Raw genomic sequence first — 18,499 nt, forward strand, 5'->3', positions numbered from 1 at the left:
CTAATTTTTCCTCCGAAAGGCAGATAACTCCCGAATCTGCTTTTCTTGTTTCTTCAGTCTTTTATTCTGTTCTATCAAATGAAGAGTTAGCTCTTCAATTTTTTGCAATAAAGTTGTTTGAAATTCACTCAAAGCCACACCTTCTTTTTGCATCTCATTCGCCGAGTTTACGCCAGGTAAATGTTTATGCTCCTTTACAAAGGCCTCCACCTCTGACAATGATTTTAATTTATAATTTTCCTCAAAAACAAAATCGGCTCCACTGGTATTCACCACAATTTCATTCGCTCTGATTTTGCCATTGATATCAAGTTTATAACCGGAATTTGTTTGTACCGTTTTACCTACAAGAATATTCCCGTTTTCAAGAGTTCTGATGCTGGTGTTACTAAAAGGTGATAAATCACTGCAAATAATCCACCATTGAGTACCTAAGGATTTATAGGCATTGAATTCTTCTTCACTTAATACAACTGAACTGTAACGGCTAAAATCTGACCCGTCAAAGCTTTGGGAAAAATAATTCCCTTTTACAGCAGCCTGCGCATGCCAACCAGAATTGATCTGGTTATTTGCATTGTATTCCAGGCTATTTATTCCATCCCATGGAATGACATAAATAGAAAAACTCTTTCCCGGATTTTTAGCCGCAACGATGCCATATCCAGTGGCTCGGGCATTCAATTGCTGCTTTTCAGAAAGTGTCTGACCAAAAGATAAAGCACTTAACATGATCAAAAAAATGGTTACAATCTGTTCTTTCATTTTGTTATGGTTTGGAATTTAATTTAGCATTGTCGAGTTTTATTTTTAATACCTGAACATCATTTCTGATCAATTCTATTTGTTCCTGTTGCTTGATAATTTGTTTATCCTTTTCTATCAGATGTAAAGTCAGTTCCTCAATTTTTTGAAGTAGTCTAGCATTCATTTCGCCTAAATCCACTCCATTATCTTTCACATCCACAGCCGATGGAATCCCTGGCAAATGACCCTTTTCCTGAATGTGTTTTTCGGTTTCTTTTAAAGAAGGTAATTGATAATCTTTCGCAAAAACATAATCCGGCCAGTTGGCGGTTTCAACTTTGATTTCCTGGGCCCGAACTTTTCCGTTGACCGCAAGTTTATAACCTTTGGGATCTGCGGTTCCAATACCAATGTTCCCTTCATTCGTTGCTTTTAAGGCTAATTTGGCCCCCTCAGTGGTATAATTTGGCCCAACATAGAGACTCCAGTCATTAGTCATGGAAAGAAACTTGTTTACAGTTAAATCGTTGCCGGTATTGTTTAATGGTGCCCAGCCTGAATTGTAATTGATGGACCGGACTTTAACGTGGACCACCAGGTCCTCTTTTACACCATAAGTATTTACGGCCCGGATCCTGAACCTTGGAATTCCATACTCGGTATTACAGTCTACTGTAAAATTGAATCCAACACCTACATAATCATTGTTATTCGTCTTTCCCACTTCTCTCCAAAGCGCCGGATTGGCATGTGATATACTCGCCAAGTGAGTAGCTGAGGCTGCCATATTACCTCTGACATAAGAAATGGAAACTTCGTAATTCCCCGATGTCCCTGCATCGATGGGATATACCCGAAGAAATTCAATGTAATCACCAACCTGATAGTTTGCAGGAAAAACAACCTGTGTTTCATAAATGTCATCGGGAACTGTTTTTAAGTTAAAACTACCCAAACATTTTTCCGGAAGTGTTATGGCCTGGCTTGATTTTGTTGCAACACTCAGCAGAGCTACGATGAGGGTTAAGGTCAATATCTTTTTCATGTTTTTAATTCTGGTTTCTCAAAACATGGACAAGATAAAAGCCTTCAGTGCGACCACACTGCACTGGAGAAATTGTGGAAAACTAATTTGTTTTCGTAAGGTAATTAATAATAAAATAAGCCCGATCACAAGAGTAGTGATCGGGCTTATTTATTTCTAAGTGATGCATCAGATTTTTAAATTATAAAATCTTAAAACAGAGATCAAACTTACAATCAGTCGAATTATCTATTTAATTTTAAAATTTATGCACTAAATAATCTGTATCCATGATTATAGAGGTCAACACATCTTTATCAAAATGATAATTATGATTAATTCCTTCTAAGGCAGATATCACTTTTATATTATTTATCTTTTTAAGTCTGACTGGTTTGGTAAAAAGTTTTCTTAAAAATTCCTCTTTATTTTGACCAACCTTAGTATTCTTTAGTAAAGAAATAATTATAAACATTACATATCAATAGAATCAAACCCATAATGATAAGATATAGCCAATACTTTTTAGAAGAGCTCCATCCATCGTTATTTGAAAATCTAGTCATTATACCCAGAAAAAGAAGGTATATAGGCCCAAGCCAGCTAAGCAAGTTTTGAAAATTCATAAGAAATACACCAGTTATCAGCTAAATACAAATTTTAGAAAGTACACCAAGCTAATTATTCCAAAACAAATAATCAATAACCAGTCTCTGGAATTTACTCTTCCTCTAATAAAAAATTCATAAATTATTTTTTCATAGTATGACGTTATTTGATTTAATATTTTAATAGCCTTTTCCCGCTGATCAATCTGATGTTGTAGCTTACTCTCCCTGTCATCATTCTTTTTCTTCATTTCAATCAAATACAAAGTCAGCTCCTCAATTTTCTTCAGCAGCTTCGCATTCATCTCTCCCAAATCGACCCCAATGTTTTTCACTCCCTGGGCAGATGGAATACCCAGCAAATGCCCTTTTTCCCGGATGTATTTTTCGGTTTCTTTTAAAGATGGAAGGACATAGTCTTTCGTAAAGACATAGTCCGGCCAGTTCGCGGTTTCGACTTTGATTTCACGGGCACGAATGTTTCCGTTGACAGATAATTTCTCTTTGGACACCGCTGTCCCAATCCCTACATTACCGTCTCGACCTACTGAAAACACCTGATTGCCAGGCGTATTTCCAACGGAAAATAATTTATCAACATCGAATTCTGTAACAGAATAATCTGATGGGACACTCCCAAAAGACCAGTTAATTAACTGCCAGTCTACATTTCCAAGAGCATTTAGAACGTAAGCATTGAATGTCTGCCCGTCATTATTGCGTGGATCAACTGCAATGGGGACCGAAGTGATAAAAGATTTTGAATAGGTATTCATATTGGGTAGTACCGGAAAGAATATCTTAGCCGACTGCTCAGTTCTGAAACTTATTGATTATTTTAAAAAATATGAGTCTATAGTCAAACGATTTATAAATTTTGTATATTTAACTTAAAACCAACACTTTAACGTTATGAAAAAGCAAAATTTTTCTACCTGGGTAAGCACCCTGGTTGTGGCCGTGTTCTTATTGTTAACCATCGGCTTTCAAGGTGATAAGTCAAAAAAATATTTAAAGACAATACAAGAAAAAACGAAACCTCAAACTTCTGTTAGCTCCAATTCATCAAAGATGAAAAGTGATGAGGCTACCGAAGGATTGCAAATAGACCCGGCATCTGTCGAAGCAGCAGCCGGATGTGCGTTGCCGGCAAGTTGGCATGAATGCAGTTGGAAGGGCGCGACCCAAACTACTTATAATGTACGTCCTAATGGAATGTGGGAGTTTAAGGTTTTGTACTGCTGTGGACTTGGACAATGTAATAAAACTGGTGGTCCGGTACCAACCTCGCAAGGTTATTTAAAACACGAAGAACTGTCCTTCAGTTCCTCATTGAATTGTTTGGTACTGACAAATCGACAAACCTTTTAGCTCCCAAGTTCAACATTGAAAAAGGAAACGAACAGGTGAGGCCCACGCTCATTTGCATTGGCCTCACCTGTTCGTTTCCTTTAAAAATTACCAATTTTTTTAAAATTTATCGGCTTATATAAACAGTATCTAATTTATCCTTCACCTGATTCAATTGTATCGAAAACGTCTTTATCAAACATTTCTTCAATATTCCGTCTATTTTCTTTTCATTTCTCCATTTATCTAAGGAATCAGAGTTAAAAACGTATAAATAAGTCTTCTTACTATCTGGTAAGCTTTTGAAACCACTATAAGGTAAAGATATAGCCTTTGTTTCACCTACTATAAACTCAGTCTTATCCAGTTGGTCAAAAAAAACAAGACTGTCTGTAATTATTTGGTCAGGTTGTTTTACCACAGTCAACGGCGATTGTGTTCCATTAGCTACTACTAAAATTCCTGTTTTCTTATTTGTATAACACCCCCAAATCAAAAGTGTAACGAGGATGATTGGCAAATGGCTTTTCATATTATTTTTCAATCTATTTTTGAGAAAAACAATTATTAAAAACCACTTTTACTCTATCATACTCATTTGGTTTTGCATTTAACCTCAAACTATCCAATAATTTGTGGTTATCAACTTTTTCACCTAAGGTTCTTCTCTTGTTCTCAATAGCAAGTTCCTTCATTTGCAGCAGATCATGATCATTAATTCCTACAAAAACATTTACACAGCTTTCCCGTTGGTATTGGAACTGAATATTTTTTCTTTTTCCATTAACATTTATAGAAAGTACATATTGTTTGCCCAATTTAACGTTCACTTTTTTTAGTAACTCACTATTGTCTATTTTTTTATTCTTAACGACTGTATCCAAAAGGAGGGTGTCATTGAGCAAAGCTTTAAAATAAACCTGTTCTGAGTAAAATGCCTGTGAAGGATTAAAAAACAGGGACAAACTTAATTCCTTTTGCTTTCCCTTACAGCAGGCAAGAATCATAATGGTAATAAGAAGAAGTATTTTAACAAAAATAAATGTTTTCATAACTTAATAGCCTCTTTATATTCGAAAATGCTTTAATATAATGTACTATTTGTTTAGGACAACCCTTGGTTAAAAATAAGGTGCATTATGACACCTTTTGATAGCTGTTGAAAAATACACTTAGGACCTGGTTATAGGATACATACATAAGAACAATACCTATCATTAAGAACCCTAATGAAGCGCAATACAGTGTAACATTACTTCCCAGCGAAAACACATGGCTTTTGGGTGTTTTTCTTACATCTATAAAAATCCAAATACCAAATAGTATACAAGCTATGCCTCCAAAAAACTTTATCAAAAAATCACTATCCATAATTTATTTTTTGTTGTATCACAGGAAGAATTAGCTTATTGTAAATTATAGAAAACCTCCGCATGGTTATGGACATGCGGAGGTTACAAAACACCTTGTATGTATAAAGCCTTATTACTTTATAACCAACAAAAATAGTGTTCAAAACTTATCTCAAATCAATTTTCATGTTTGATCATTTCTTTTATAGGATTAAGTATTAAACTGGTGAATTTTCTTTTTTGATCTTTGCTTTCAGATGAGTCAAAATCTCTATTGATATCCTTCCAATGACCTAACTGATCACCTTTATTAATTCTAACAAATCCTAGCGTTGTTGCCTCAGAATTGACAGGCCTTATCCATGTGTAAACAATCTCCTTTGTTTCTGGGTAATAAAAATATACCCTATACCAATAATCATTAGCTTTATAACGACCATCCAATAGATTGAATTTCTCTGGTGGCACATACTTTGGATTTGTTTCCTTGAATTGTCTAATAACTTTTATCAGTTCATTTTCATTGGAATCAATACCATAAGTTTCTGCATTTGGAAAAGTTCCCGGTGAGAACAAACCAGCTACCTTATAAAGGCCCACTCCACTTAAAATTATAAATAATCCAATTATTATCTTTTTTAACATATCTTATCTTGAAAACTATTTAGAGGGATTATTCAGCATATACAAAAGTACCAATCAGATAAATATGACAACAATAATAAATATCATTCTGAACAAAAAGGACTTTAAACACCAATGCCTGGGAAAGTAGCCGGGCAGTGGTGTTTTTAATTGATTTTCTTTTAGTTGTTCAAAAGATAGTGTCTTTAAAGCAGTTGAGTAGGAATAAGCAAGGCCAGCATAAGTGCCGACCTCGTATCTCTATTTCCAATAAATGCTTTTATTTCATCCTAAAAGTAATTACAAATAACACTATGGAACCCACAAAATACGTTACTACGAACAGTGTGCTTAACAATTTTTGCTTTTTTGTTTCATCCTTAAACTCATCTATAATTTTATCATGGTGCCCTAATCTTTTCATATAGTAGTAGAATAACCCATACAGAGGTAAAAATATTAAAGCTGGCCAAAGACGTCCGACTCCCGATTCTACAACTAATAGTTTTACTTTTACCCCTCCTATTATAAAAAGAAAGATATCTATAAGTGTAATAATATTAAAATAAAAAAATACACTAATCACAGTGAAGGTTGAAAAAAAAGGAACGACATCCCCGGTAGAAAAGTACTTATACATTCTGTAGTAATAATATCTAATTAGTTTCATTTAGGTTTTCTAGTTATAGTTTCATTATATATAACATCAATTGGATTATATCCAGCTGCATCGGCCACTCCATATAGTATTCCAAATGCCATTGTATATGGATTCGATTTAACAAAAAGCATTGCTACTGAAACTCCGATTTTAGTGTAGTCCGCAGCCGTTGCATTATCCCCCTTTTTTCTCAAATTGTTAAAATCATTTATGACAGCTCCAACACCTAAAATTTTACCAAATACGCCTAATGTTTTGCCTGTGTTTTTTGCCAAAGTTTGGGAAACAGCTGGGTCATTCTTCACAGCTGTGGTAATAGCTTCAGCAACTCCCACTACAATTGCACCAACATCCAAAGCATCTTTATTCTCTTGCGAGAGTGTTGGAATTTCATCTTCTGGTCTAATTTCTACAGTATTCAAAGTGTAAGATACATCAGAAGAATTATCTCCTAAATATACATTCCCTACTGCTCCATCCTTTCCAATTTTCGCATTTCCCACAATTGAACCAGGAGCACGATAATCATCGTATCCTGCAGTCTTAGCGTCCTCTTTCGTTTTAATATTTTTATCCCAGGTCCAAACATTTCCTTTTTTCCCCCAATCAACTCCTTCCATCCCATCCGGATCAATAAACCTAATTGGATTGTTATTTCCATAAACATAAGGACTAAAACGTCTCATCTTCTCCGCCAACGGATCCACCACATTCCACCTACCTATCTCCGGATCATAAAACCTTGCTCCATAATCCAACTGCTTCAGCTCTTCTTGCAACTCCTTGCCGTTATAAAGGTATTTGTTTGTTCCCGGTTTAACAACAGCTTGTTTGCCGAAAGCATAATAATCATCCCGTTGCAAAACCTCCAGTAACTGTGTTGCGGGGTTTTTATAAAAACTTGCCCTCACATTGCCCAAATGATCAGTCAGGTTATACTCGTAACTAAACACACCAGCATTGTTCCTCGCTATCCCTTCTTCCGTCTGGATAAAGTCCAGGGTTCCATCTGTTTTGTACTGGATGCCATCGACATAACTTGTAGTCCCAGTGGAAACACTGACTTTTTTCAGTTTTCTGCCAGCAGCATCGTAGGTATAAGTAATGTCCTGGTTTCCGGTAACCCGCACCGGAAGGTTCAGGTAATTGTAATCAATGTTCACCCCTCTTGGCCCGTCGCTGGTTAAATTACCGTTTGCATCGTGTACATAGGTTCCATTGGTAAAACCACTGATGGCTGTTAAACGGTTACCGGTATACCCCGTATAATTATTGGTTCCAAAACCTGCACGGGTTAAGCTACTGATGTTACCCATTACATCATAGACAATCGTTTCACCAAGGTTTTTACCTGCGGCTGTGGTAGCAGCCATGGTTAACCGGTTTAGATTATCGTAGCTGTAATTAAAAGTATTTGCTCCATTATTGTCATATACCTGACTGGAAATGTTTCCATTGTATTGTTTAAAAGCTGGGTCCAAATGATCATTGTATTTCAGCTCAACATTAAAAATCCCTCCATTGCTGTTTTTCATCCAACCCCTTTCGTTATAAGCATAACTGGTGTTTTGAAGGAAATTTTCACCGTCGGTACTGTGCAGTGATTTTTTAATCAACTGTCCAATTTCATTGTAATCCATTTTATCCAACACCAGTTCCTGTGCCCCATTAATGGATTTAAAAGTGGCCAGTTTACGGCCCATATGGTCATACTCATTACGTGTGGCAATAGTCGTAGTTACACCACTGGCCACATTGGTCCGGTTACTGGCAATCAGTTCGCCTGCAAAGTTGTAGGTATTGTCAACTACATCTGTACCGCCCAAATGGTTCTGACTTTTAACCTGTACTACACGTCCTTCTTTGTCATAATAATTGACCGATAACAGTGCAGTGCCTGTACCCAGCACCGTTATTTTGCTTGCCGTTGGTAAAGATTTCACCCGTTCTTCAGGAGCCTGGTCTCCTGCCGGAGCTCCAAATGTATTGCCAGGAAAACTGTAATCATCATAGTAATTGATGCTGTGGTAATACGCTATGGTCTGGGGAAAAGCCTGATTGGTATAATCTGCTCCCCGATCGCGGGTTTCCCAAAGTAAGGTCTGCCCATCAACGGTTCCCTGTAAAGCGGCACGGCCCGCCCCATCGTTATATAATCCGGTAATGACCGCTCTGCCAAAAGCATCGTATTTGGAGAACAACCACTGGTTACTGGACCTCTGTTTGGCGTCCTGGCTCAACACCAACTGGTCCAATTTATTGTACACCATAAACTCCCAACCCTTACCAGGGATTTTCTTTTCAATTACCCGTTTGCGCCCATCGTAATGGTAGCCGTACATAAACTGGTCAAATAGTGGGTCTGCTTCTGTAAAGCTGCTGACCACTCCTGTACTTTTATCGGTTCCTTCATTAACTGCCGGAGGTAACACATAACGTAAGTTCCCCAGGTCATCATACACATAATACGTCGAAAGGCTTACCGTTTCTGTTTTCCATTGACGTCTCAACACCACCTGCCCTTCCAGGTCTTTGAATTCCTCTGCGGTTCCCACTTTACCCGAAACCCAGTTTTCGTCTTTACCGATGCTTTTGTGCAGGGTGCCTGGTTGGTAAACACCTGCACTGGCACCACTTCCGTTTATGGTCCATAGCTTCACTTCGTTTGCAATATTGGTCCCGTAATCACTCACTATCGTACGACCCAAATCGTTTCCCCTGCTGGAGGCAGGTTGCCAGGCCGAACCCGGTGCACCTTGTTCCAGTACCCGGTTTAAAGGGGAGGCTTCAAAAATGGTTTTGCTATATGGTGTTGCGGTTTTAACCACATTCGCGTCCCAGCCGGATGCCGCACTGTAATAATCAATTTGTTTGCTTAAGGCATCGGTTTTAAAGCTGCCATCGCCGGCAGGTGCTCCATAAGGAAGGTATTTTATGGCTTCCCTTCCGAAGGCATCATAAACCACCGGTTGCACCACATCTTTAAAAGTCGGACTGCCTTGGACAGTTACAGATTGCAGCCCCCTGCCTAATCCGTCAAAGTATTGGATGCTCTGGTTCACCTCACAGGTACTCCTTTGCACGTTCAGGTTCCCTTCATTTACACCTGAGGTTTTAAAAACCCGGGTGCTAATGTAATTTTGGTTGGCGCTGGGATTATTGATCTGGTTAACGCAGCTGGCAAAACTAAACCCGGTAAAAATCCGGACCGTTTTACCTGCAGGAATATAAAATCCATCGGTTAAAGTCACACTGCCCGAAGCCTGGATCACCGATTCATTGTTGTAGCTGTTTTTGGTAATGTGTTGCTGGGCATTGGCTTTAAAACAAAAACCGGATACCAGCAGTCCCGCCAGCAGACTTTTGGATCTATTTTTTAATATATATTTCATGGCAAGAACGTTTTAAGGTTTGTAGTGATAGGTTGTGTTTTTGATGATATTTCCTTCCTGGTCTTTGATGTTTTTCAGGCGTTGAAACTCATCGTATTCATAGTAAATAGTCATGCCCTTAGCATCGGTTTGGCTGGTCATACCAACCAAGGGTTTATAGGTATATATAGTTACAAATGCCTCTGGTAACTGCGTTTTGAGTGGGGCAATAAAACTCGCAATTTCTGTATAGGTTGGATTCTGACGCTGAAAATTACTAATCGCATTAGCCCCAAGGATATTCTCAATAGCTATATAACTGGCATTTTTGATTTCAACAGCAGGATATTGTCCATTATAGCTCCAGAGATAACTTGTTGGAGGTGCAGAACTTTGATGTTGCTGAATAACGTTACCATACTTGTCATAATGATCAAAAAGGATAATACGGGGATCAGAATTCGCGCCATCACTCTGGGTAATTTGATAAGGTTTAACCAAATTCTGACCATCAAAATTTTTATAATCTATAGTTTTGGTACTAACTAGATTCGAATTCGAATACTTTTCTTGTTTGAGAAGCGTATTAATGCTCCCCTTTGAGCTTAACCACTGTCTTGCTATTTCTGCTTGTCCAGATTGCGTCAAATTATGTGGGTAGAAGTTTTTAATTGTTGTTTCCTTCTGATCACTTCTTGTGGTTTTACTTATTTCTAGTAAATTGTAAGTATTCTCATATTCATTTGATGTTATTGATTCTACTGCATTATTATTATCCGAATTGTATAAGGTTTCTATCTTCGATAGTTCGGAAGACCAGGTAGGAGGTAATTCATAGCTTAATGCATAAGGAATAAAATAAGCAGGGCCTGGAACATTATACGCTGGATCGGCAGTGTTCCGGCTAACTTTAAATCCAAAAACAGTATTATCATCATATACCTTATTGAGATAAGTAAACTTAGTCTTCTTGACCAGCTTAAGATCTTCTCCTACGAATTTGAATTCTTCTTTTAATTTTAATTGTCCACGAAACGATTCCATGCTTTGCCTTGGAGGATACGGAAAGCCATTTTGATCAACATCTCTTGTAAACGTGTAATCGTATGAAGTAACCCCTGTTTGATCCGGTCGCTCAGATGTAACATATACTTTCTTATATCCGATATAAGAGCCAGATTGACTTACCTGGGATTGATTGCTATAAGAAGATAATCTTAAGAACTCGGCAGAACAATTGACTGGTATACCTCCAATATATTCACCAACTTGTTTCTGTATCAGTGTAGAATATTTGTAATCATCTTTACCAAAAATATCTCCAGACGATGCCTTTGAATCATAAGCACTGGTATACTTATATGTAGTTACTCCTGATATTGTGTTACCACCCTCATAAGTGGAGATTCTTTCTACCCTTAAACCGCCCACATAACTATTTGTAGCTGTTGAATCTATTTTTTTCCAATCCACTATATAGTGAAAATCATGATAATTTGGAGGATCCTGATTAAAAATAGCTCTGATTCTGTACTTACCGTTTGGGATATAATAGTTTTTAAATCCATAAGAAAACGTAATATTTAAATATCTGTTATCAGGAGAAATACCCTCAAGATTGGTCCATGCACCTCTTGATCCCGGTTCTACGCCCAAGGCACCCACATCCACATTAATAAACGCCCCACCTTTTGAATTACCATTATTTAAAAATGCATCTGGGGGATTATTGATCTCAAAAAAAGATTCGTACTCTTTATAAGGCGGCAAGTTCTCTTCACCTTCTCCCGCTACATATGCACTTCCCCAAGTATATTTTCGAGGAGCATTCTCTTCACTGGTATCATTATTTTTGTATTCGAATTCAGTTCTTCCACCTGTTGGATAAATGATTTGGTTTAAAATTCCAAACTGAGCATAACTAGGTTTAACTTCCCTGTTTGCTCCTGGAACCTGTATATTCGTTCCAGGAATAGTAACGGTTGGGATCAACTCGACATTTCCATAGGCGCCGTTATGGTATCCCCAGTAATCCTGTGCAAAACTATTTCGACATGGGGGAAAGTAGGCTTCATTATAAAAAAACTGATGTGCAGGAAGCTGATCCCCCTGTGCCCCAATCTCAGCCATACTGGATAAAAGCATCCATTTATTTGATTTATAAACATCATCAATTACACAACCAGGACCTGAACCTCCCCCAGAATTAAAATGATAATTGAATCGAAATGTTTTCAGAAGATCATCAGATCCTTTATATATCTTCACTTCTTTAAGTGAGTGTCCACCTACTAAATCTTCTCGTTCGAGATTATCCTTGACAAAGGAAATATATCCGTTCTTAAATACAATCCTCGAAAGAACTTTGGATTGAATTTCTGTAATCATAGGTTGATTGTCTGCTCCTTCAGGCATGTTTGGGCACATATTGCCACTAACAAACTGGTACTTTACAGACCCTTTAAATGTCCTTGTAGAAATAGTTTCTAATTCATACTGAAATAATATGTTTTCTGTCTGATTTACATCTTCTATTTTACTTATTTGCCAGCATGAAGTAATGGGAGACCCAGTTTCTCCTGAAGATATCCTTGTGGTTTCTTTATCATTAAAAAAGTAGCGGGTTCCGTCTTCAGCAGTAATTAAAAACCCTCCGTTATATTCAATTTTTATGTTAGATCTTGGTATCGTCAGAAACTTTTGTAAGTCCTGACTATAATAAAATCGACCACTTTGCCCATTAATACTATATGAAAATACATCAGGCTCAGTGTCCATCTGATTTTCTTTAACCAGAAGCATCAGATTTTTGTAATTTCCAGCATTACCATTTTCCTTTTGATCATTAATCTGTCTTAATGTCAAACCATTATAAAGTGAAAAAATACCACCGAGCCCTTCGTCTTCCAATCCGTTAACACTTCGTGTTATCATAGGAATACCACCGAGCGACCAGCCCAGACCAACCCATGAAGCAATAGATTCAACCTTATGGCCTCCTGCATGATAACTTAAGCTTAAAGGAAGTTCAAGTTCTCCGGATTTGGCGGTATACAGAGGAATCGTAATATTTGGAATTCCGGTAAAATAACTTACAGGCATCTCTCCATACTTAGTAAAAGAAGCTGCATTAGGGCTGAGTGGGACAATCCTTTTTATCTCATTCTGGGCATAAACTGATTCAAATTGAAAGAGATAAAAAAAGAAAACAATCAGAATCATTCCTTTAAAATTTAAAGGAGACTTCCGAAAGCATCTGGAAATAACTACATCGTTAAAATGATCATTTCTTTTTTTTGAAATAAGGGGGTCAATACCCTTTAAAATAAAATACTTGGACATCTGGTTTGATAAAAGATTTATTCGTTCATAATTTTGACCAAGATAAATCCCTTCAGTGCGACCACCCTGCACTCTACTTTTTTTTCAAAAAAGTTATCCACATAAAAAACAAAAATCGAAACACTATAAATCAATAGATTAAAAAACAACAAAACACAACAATGTTAACAACCTAGTTTTACCACCCTAAATCAAGAGGCCCAAATTCTTCCTAAACACTTCACTGGACCCATCAGAAAACTATTCATCTGAGGCTTAAAAAAATCAGATTTCAAAGGGTTAAACTTTATCAAATCAGAACAGATTTTTTTTCATTTTGGACTCAGTGGTTTCCAGTCATTCGCCCAACCAAATCCTTTAGTTTTTGAACATCAGATTTCATTTCATCCATTTGATGTTGTTGATCTGTCAATTGCTTTTCCTGGTGTTGAACTTGTTTGTCTTTCGCAATCAGATGCAAAGTCAATTCTTCTATTTTCTGTAGTAATTTGGCATTCAGCTCTCCCAAATCCACTCCGTTATTTTTCACTTCCATAGCCGACGGAATTCCTGGTAAATGCCCCTTTTCCTGAATGTGTTTTTCGGTTTCTTTTAAAGAAGGTAAAGCATAGTCTTTGGCAAAAACGTAGTCCGGCCAGTTGGCATTCTCGACTTTAATTTCTTTAGCCCGGATATTGCCATTAACCGCAAGCTGATAGCCTTTAGTGTCGGTAGTGCCAATTCCAACATTACCAACGGTCGATAAAGAGCCGTCTACATGCAACCTCGAAAAATAAGAATTTGCACCACCACCATAAGGAGCCGGATTTCTGGAGGAATTGGAGAAAGCACTTTCTAAATAAAGCACCTTTGAACCATCGCTTGCTAACCTGAATTGCGGACCGCCACTTCCGTAGGTATGAAACACCAATGTCGGGGAAGAACCTGCGTCGTTTTTGTTATTGTTTACAATCTCTATACTGTTGGTGGTCAAAGCCGCACCTGTCCATGAATAACCACTCACATTGTTATTTCCATAACTGAACCAGGCCTGACCAGTCGCATTAATAGATCCAGCCACATCCAGCTTATAGTTTGGATCCAAAGCACCTATGCCCACATTTCCACCAGAAGGCGCAATTAACAAAGCACCACCCCAATTCGTAAGGTCATAATTATGTACACCAATAACGGCCTTTCCCCCATAACCCGCCCCTATGACCAAGCGGTCTGAAGTGTTATCATTCGCTCCAAAGTCCGAGGCAATCCATCCTATAGAAGGACTTGCACTAAGACCTGTATTAAAAGAATTAAAGGACGACCGGCTGTTGGGAGAAAATGCGCTAGAACCTGCACGGATTCTATTGGTACGAATATTCCCCATTACATCCAGCGTTTCAGAAGGATTTGTAGTTCCTATACCAACATTTCCAGTTGCTGGTAAGGTATTTTGTGCAGCGCAATAAGTGCCTGCAATTAGAAACTGAATTAAAACGATCAAGTGCTTTTTCATTTGCCATAAATTTTATGGCACTAATGTAAAACCCTTCAGTGCGGCCAAACTGCACTGACTTATTTTCTTCAAAAAACCCAGAACAAAAAAGTCAAACCACTAATAATCAAGCTTATTATTTTTTATCTAAAATCTTTTTGATTAATTCACCTTGTTTTTTCAACTCTGTTTGTTGCTGATTATTTTCTTTTTTCAGCTCAATCATGTATAAAGTTAGTTCTTCTATTTTCTGTAGCAATTTGGCATTCATCTCCCCCAAATCCACACCATTATTTTTTACTTCCACAGCCGACGGAATTCCTGGTAAATGTCCCTTTTCCTGAATGTGTTTTTCGGTTTCTTTTAAGGATGGTAAAGCATAGTCTTTGGCAAACACATAGTCCGGCCAATTGGCGGTTTCAACTTTAACTTCCTTAGCGCGGATGTTTCCGTTAACAGAGAGCTTTTCTTTAGGGGAAGTTGTTCCAATTCCAAGATTCCCATTTTCTATGTAATGATCCCCTTTTCCTTCAATCATTAATCTACCCGACGAAGTCAAATCATTATCTAAATAAGTCGACACGGAAAAATCTGGAATAGCAGTTCCTACAGGAACTGTATTGATTTTAATCTGATTGAGCGCTTCAAGTACATCTACCTTCTCCTGGAGATAAGTAATTTTGACTTTATATTTACCATAGAATCTCACATCTAAATAAATTGGGAGCATTTTATTTGGATTTCCACCAAAGGAACTGTTTAAATCAACCGGACTTCCTATGGTAATTTTAGCATAATGACTAGTTCCATGAGACTCCGTTAATTTTACAACAGGGTTTCCAAAATTCGCACCCTGGCCATAACCGTTTTCAACAATATACTTCTCATATCCCGTAGCAAAATATTGATGGAACAGTTCAACAATAATTAACCCTCCACTTTGCCAATGAAAAGAATTATAACCCAGATTGGCAATTTCATATCGCATTGCTTGCGTATTACCAGAACCTAAAATATCAGTAACAGTACTTTTCCATCCGTTTTGGTCAGAGGACGACTGAGCATTGACATGCAACACGATCAAAAACAAAAAAAGAGAAACAAATATTTTTTTCATACATTTTACCTTAAATTATTACTCTTTCACCCTTTTCTCCAAACTACCCAATTGCACTTTCATTTTCTCATTCTCTTTCTTCAATTCAATCAAATACAGGGTCAGTTCCTCTATTTTCTGCAAAAGCTTAATTTGAAAATCTCCCACCTCCAATCCGGATGCTTTCATTTCTTTTGCCGAAGGGATTTCCGGAAGATGCTTATTGGTTTTAACATATTCTTCGACGGATTGGAGTTCAGTCAACTGATAATCAGGATGAAAAACGAAATCTGCACCAGCATTGATTTTCACCTTTAATTCTTTGGATGTAATATTACCCGCAACAGTAAACAAGGCCTCAGGATCTGCTTTTGAAGTTCCTATAGAAAGTTTTCCGTTGATGTAATTATAATCCCGGACCTGATTGTTTACTATATATTGAGGGGTTGTAATGGTAATGAGGTTCTTATCAAATGAATGTGTCAAAAGCCCCTTAACCTGAACTATAATCGGATTTCCATTATTCACCAAATGGTAAATCGGAAGGACTAAATGATTGGAGCTGTTGATTTCAAATTCTCCGAGTTTCCATTGTTCGGCAACCGGACCGAGGGCCGAGGTCACTTCAGACGAATTAGAATGAAATCCCCCTTCCTGATTCTTTCCAATATTATAACTTTTTCTGTACAACCCGGTAGAATTCTGATAATGATAGCTTGTGGTCAAAGAAACCTCTACACTTCCCCATAAAAGAGAAGTTCCAAAGTCTATATAAGCCACCTGGTTGGATACCCCATTCTCAAATACAATACTGGTTCCCGTCCACTCAAAAGAAGTTTGAGCAAAAGACCTAAGCGATGATGTAAATACAACAAGTAAAATAATAACTAATCTTTTCATGTTTTTTAATTTGATTTAAGGCAAATCTTTTCCAGTTTTTCGATCCTGCTGTTCTGCGCTTCAATAGCTTTTTCTTTTTCAATTAAATGTAATGTCAACTCTTCTATCTTCTTGAGCAACTTTGCATTCATCTCTCCCAAATCCACACCATTATTTTTCACTTCAATAGCCGATGGAATCCCTGGCAAATGTCCCTTTTTCTGAATGTGTTTTTCGGTTTCTTTTAAAGAAGGTAAAGCATAGTCTTTAGCGAAAACGTAGTCCGGCCAGTTGGCATTTTCGACTTTAATTTCTTTAGCGCGGATGTTTCCGTTAACGGCAAGTTTATAGCCTTTAGGGTCAATTGTTCCAACACCTACATTTCCCTTTCCATCAATGGAATATTCTGCCGAATACAGCCCTCTCACATCACCTGGCATTACGGTTACATAATCCATATATAGGTCAGTAATCCCGTTAACAAAATTGGTTCCCCTTATTTCTATATAGTCTGCATTTTCCGGGATTTGAATGGGTAGGGTAAACAGCTGCCACTCATTACTCTTCCTGAACATACTGGGTTTTAATAGTACCCCATAACTTACCGCCCCATTGTTACTCACCACATTAAAATTAAGAAACTCCGAGTCTGAGACATTTGAAGCAACTTTTAATCTGACCTGCACTAAATAATTACCTGCCTGAAGATGTTTATAAGGTCCAAACCAAAAAGTTCCATTAAAAGTAGAAGAAGGCCTAAACAAGGCCTGCCCCCATGTGCAGTTGGATCGGCCACTACGGTAGTGCCTGTCCAAACACTTAAACTACGTTCATCAAATCTTTGTATCGCCAAAGAATCCTGTGCAAAAAGCCCGGTAGTAAAAAGAGACAACATCAAAACGATGGACAGACCACACCGAATAAGTTTTTTTCTTTGTATAAACATTTTTAGATTATTTTAATTTGCTTTCTGAACCCAAAATTTTTTCCATCTGACTTTTGAGTAGATTGATCTGCTCTTGCTGTGCAGTATCTTTCTTTTCCTTTTCAATTAAATACAGAGTCAACTCTTCTATCTTCTTCAATAACTTCGCATTCATCTCTCCTAAATCTACTCCACTACTTTTCACCTCCTGCGCAGAAGGAATTCCAGGCAAATGACCTTTTTCCTGAATGTGTTTTTCAGTTTCTTTTAAAGATGGAAGTACATAGTCTTTGGCGAAAACATAGTCCGGCCAATTGGTATTTTCTACTTTAACTTCCTTTGCACGGATGTTTCCGTTGACCGCAAGTTTTTCCGTAGGGTTTGTAATACCAATACCAAAATTTCCTGCACTCGTTATTTCAGCAAACAGATTAAGATTATTTCCTCCACCTTGTAGAGAAACACCGGCAGAAGAAACGGTGCTATTTGTCCCATAAAAACGAAAACCTCCTAATCTGAATTCCATATAAGAACTATTATCATTAAATGGGCGATCAAAAATGCCGGAAACGGGTGTAAATTCTATATTATATCCCACCCCCCCATAATTACCACCACTATACCCAAGCTTTACGCCCCTCGGGTTTCCAGCATTATAGCCACTCCATTTAATATTCCCCGCTACATCCAGTTTTTCCGTTGGACTAAGTGTACCTATCCCAATATCTCCGGCTGTGGTCAAAGTCATTACATCATTCCAATATCCAGCAGTTAGGGTTAGATTATGATTACTTTCTGTACCTATTTTCCCGTTGTATCCATTATGACTAAATATCCCTGTTTTAACCCCTTCGCCTGAAGTCACCAGAAACTTTGCATGATTGGAACCATGCAGTTGGAGAACCTTATTCCAAGATTGGAGATTGTCAATAGTGGTTGTTCCAATACCTACATTTCCAGTATTCGGATCTTGATATACCTGTCCTTTCACGGTCAATACAGCTATTGTTAATCCTAAACAACCAATTAATATTTTCTTCATAATCTTA

The 18,499-nt window shown here is 37.6% G+C and carries 14 protein-coding genes; 1 reads left to right on the top strand and 13 read right to left on the bottom strand.

Annotation, left to right across the window (positions count from 1 at the left end):
• From B0O44_RS13190 to B0O44_RS13205, 3 genes are all read right to left on the bottom strand, one after another.
• Positions 1-765, bottom strand: a complete 765-nt coding sequence (locus B0O44_RS13190) for a hypothetical protein (protein WP_211321372.1) — start codon at positions 763-765, stop codon at positions 1-3.
• Positions 766-769: 4 nt separating this feature from the next.
• Complete coding sequence (locus B0O44_RS13195; protein ID WP_211321373.1) at positions 770-1,792, bottom strand: hypothetical protein; 1,023 nt, start codon at positions 1,790-1,792, stop codon at positions 770-772.
• A 622-nt stretch (positions 1,793-2,414) separates the two neighbouring features.
• Positions 2,415-3,155: a hypothetical protein gene (locus tag B0O44_RS13205; protein ID WP_110831267.1), complete on the bottom strand. Its 741-nt coding sequence runs from the start codon at positions 3,153-3,155 to the stop codon at positions 2,415-2,417.
• 136 nt (positions 3,156-3,291) lie between these two features.
• On the opposite strand from B0O44_RS13205, the gene B0O44_RS13210 reads away from it, so the two are divergent.
• Positions 3,292-3,750 (top strand): hypothetical protein, encoded by a 459-nt coding sequence (locus B0O44_RS13210; protein ID WP_110831269.1) that lies wholly within the window; start codon positions 3,292-3,294, stop codon positions 3,748-3,750.
• 106 nt (positions 3,751-3,856) lie between these two features.
• Here B0O44_RS13210 and B0O44_RS13215 read toward each other — a convergent pair whose 3' ends face one another.
• The 10 genes from B0O44_RS13215 to B0O44_RS13270 all read right to left on the bottom strand — a co-directional run bounded on the left by B0O44_RS13215 (position 3,857) and on the right by B0O44_RS13270 (position 18,492).
• Positions 3,857-4,261: a hypothetical protein gene (locus tag B0O44_RS13215; RefSeq protein ID WP_110831271.1), complete on the bottom strand. Its 405-nt coding sequence runs from the start codon at positions 4,259-4,261 to the stop codon at positions 3,857-3,859.
• A gap of 13 nt (positions 4,262-4,274) precedes the next feature.
• On the bottom strand, positions 4,275-4,781 hold the full coding sequence (locus B0O44_RS13220; RefSeq protein ID WP_110831273.1) for a hypothetical protein: 507 nt from the start codon (positions 4,779-4,781) through the stop codon (positions 4,275-4,277).
• A 477-nt stretch (positions 4,782-5,258) separates the two neighbouring features.
• Complete coding sequence (locus B0O44_RS13225; protein WP_110831276.1) at positions 5,259-5,726, bottom strand: hypothetical protein; 468 nt, start codon at positions 5,724-5,726, stop codon at positions 5,259-5,261.
• A gap of 645 nt (positions 5,727-6,371) precedes the next feature.
• Entirely contained in the window at positions 6,372-9,758 is a 3,387-nt protein-coding gene (locus B0O44_RS13235; protein ID WP_110831280.1) for a DUF6443 domain-containing protein, read from the bottom strand.
• A gap of 12 nt (positions 9,759-9,770) precedes the next feature.
• Positions 9,771-13,079: a hypothetical protein gene (locus B0O44_RS13240; protein WP_110831282.1), complete on the bottom strand. Its 3,309-nt coding sequence runs from the start codon at positions 13,077-13,079 to the stop codon at positions 9,771-9,773.
• A 322-nt stretch (positions 13,080-13,401) separates the two neighbouring features.
• Positions 13,402-14,571: a hypothetical protein gene (locus B0O44_RS13245; protein ID WP_110831284.1), complete on the bottom strand. Its 1,170-nt coding sequence runs from the start codon at positions 14,569-14,571 to the stop codon at positions 13,402-13,404.
• A 115-nt stretch (positions 14,572-14,686) separates the two neighbouring features.
• The gene (locus B0O44_RS13250; protein WP_110831287.1) at positions 14,687-15,667 is read right to left on the bottom strand and encodes a hypothetical protein; all 981 of its coding nucleotides are present in this window, start codon (positions 15,665-15,667) and stop codon (positions 14,687-14,689) included.
• An 18-nt stretch (positions 15,668-15,685) separates the two neighbouring features.
• Complete coding sequence (locus B0O44_RS13255; protein WP_110831289.1) at positions 15,686-16,546, bottom strand: hypothetical protein; 861 nt, start codon at positions 16,544-16,546, stop codon at positions 15,686-15,688.
• 5 nt (positions 16,547-16,551) lie between these two features.
• Positions 16,552-17,340, bottom strand: a complete 789-nt coding sequence (locus tag B0O44_RS13260) for a hypothetical protein (RefSeq protein WP_146229830.1) — start codon at positions 17,338-17,340, stop codon at positions 16,552-16,554.
• A 138-nt stretch (positions 17,341-17,478) separates the two neighbouring features.
• Positions 17,479-18,492: a hypothetical protein gene (locus B0O44_RS13270; RefSeq protein WP_110831295.1), complete on the bottom strand. Its 1,014-nt coding sequence runs from the start codon at positions 18,490-18,492 to the stop codon at positions 17,479-17,481.
• Positions 18,493-18,499: the final 7 nt, after the last annotated feature.

It is taken from the genome of Pedobacter nutrimenti (genome assembly GCF_003208655.1).
GTDB classification, from domain to species: domain Bacteria; phylum Bacteroidota; class Bacteroidia; order Sphingobacteriales; family Sphingobacteriaceae; genus Pedobacter; species Pedobacter nutrimenti.

Coding starts and splice junctions, on each gene's coding strand:
- B0O44_RS13190 (WP_211321372.1), bottom strand. CDS start 765: ATGAAAGAACAGATTGTAACCATTTTTTTGATCATGTTAAGTGCTTTA.
- B0O44_RS13195 (WP_211321373.1), bottom strand. CDS start 1,792: ATGAAAAAGATATTGACCTTAACCCTCATCGTAGCTCTGCTGAGTGTT.
- B0O44_RS13205 (WP_110831267.1), bottom strand. CDS start 3,155: ATGAATACCTATTCAAAATCTTTTATCACTTCGGTCCCCATTGCAGTT.
- B0O44_RS13210 (WP_110831269.1), top strand. CDS start 3,292: ATGAAAAAGCAAAATTTTTCTACCTGGGTAAGCACCCTGGTTGTGGCC.
- B0O44_RS13215 (WP_110831271.1), bottom strand. CDS start 4,261: ATGAAAAGCCATTTGCCAATCATCCTCGTTACACTTTTGATTTGGGGG.
- B0O44_RS13220 (WP_110831273.1), bottom strand. CDS start 4,781: ATGAAAACATTTATTTTTGTTAAAATACTTCTTCTTATTACCATTATG.
- B0O44_RS13225 (WP_110831276.1), bottom strand. CDS start 5,726: ATGTTAAAAAAGATAATAATTGGATTATTTATAATTTTAAGTGGAGTG.
- B0O44_RS13235 (WP_110831280.1), bottom strand. CDS start 9,758: ATGAAATATATATTAAAAAATAGATCCAAAAGTCTGCTGGCGGGACTG.
- B0O44_RS13240 (WP_110831282.1), bottom strand. CDS start 13,079: ATGTCCAAGTATTTTATTTTAAAGGGTATTGACCCCCTTATTTCAAAA.
- B0O44_RS13245 (WP_110831284.1), bottom strand. CDS start 14,571: ATGAAAAAGCACTTGATCGTTTTAATTCAGTTTCTAATTGCAGGCACT.
- B0O44_RS13250 (WP_110831287.1), bottom strand. CDS start 15,667: ATGAAAAAAATATTTGTTTCTCTTTTTTTGTTTTTGATCGTGTTGCAT.
- B0O44_RS13255 (WP_110831289.1), bottom strand. CDS start 16,546: ATGAAAAGATTAGTTATTATTTTACTTGTTGTATTTACATCATCGCTT.
- B0O44_RS13270 (WP_110831295.1), bottom strand. CDS start 18,492: ATGAAGAAAATATTAATTGGTTGTTTAGGATTAACAATAGCTGTATTG.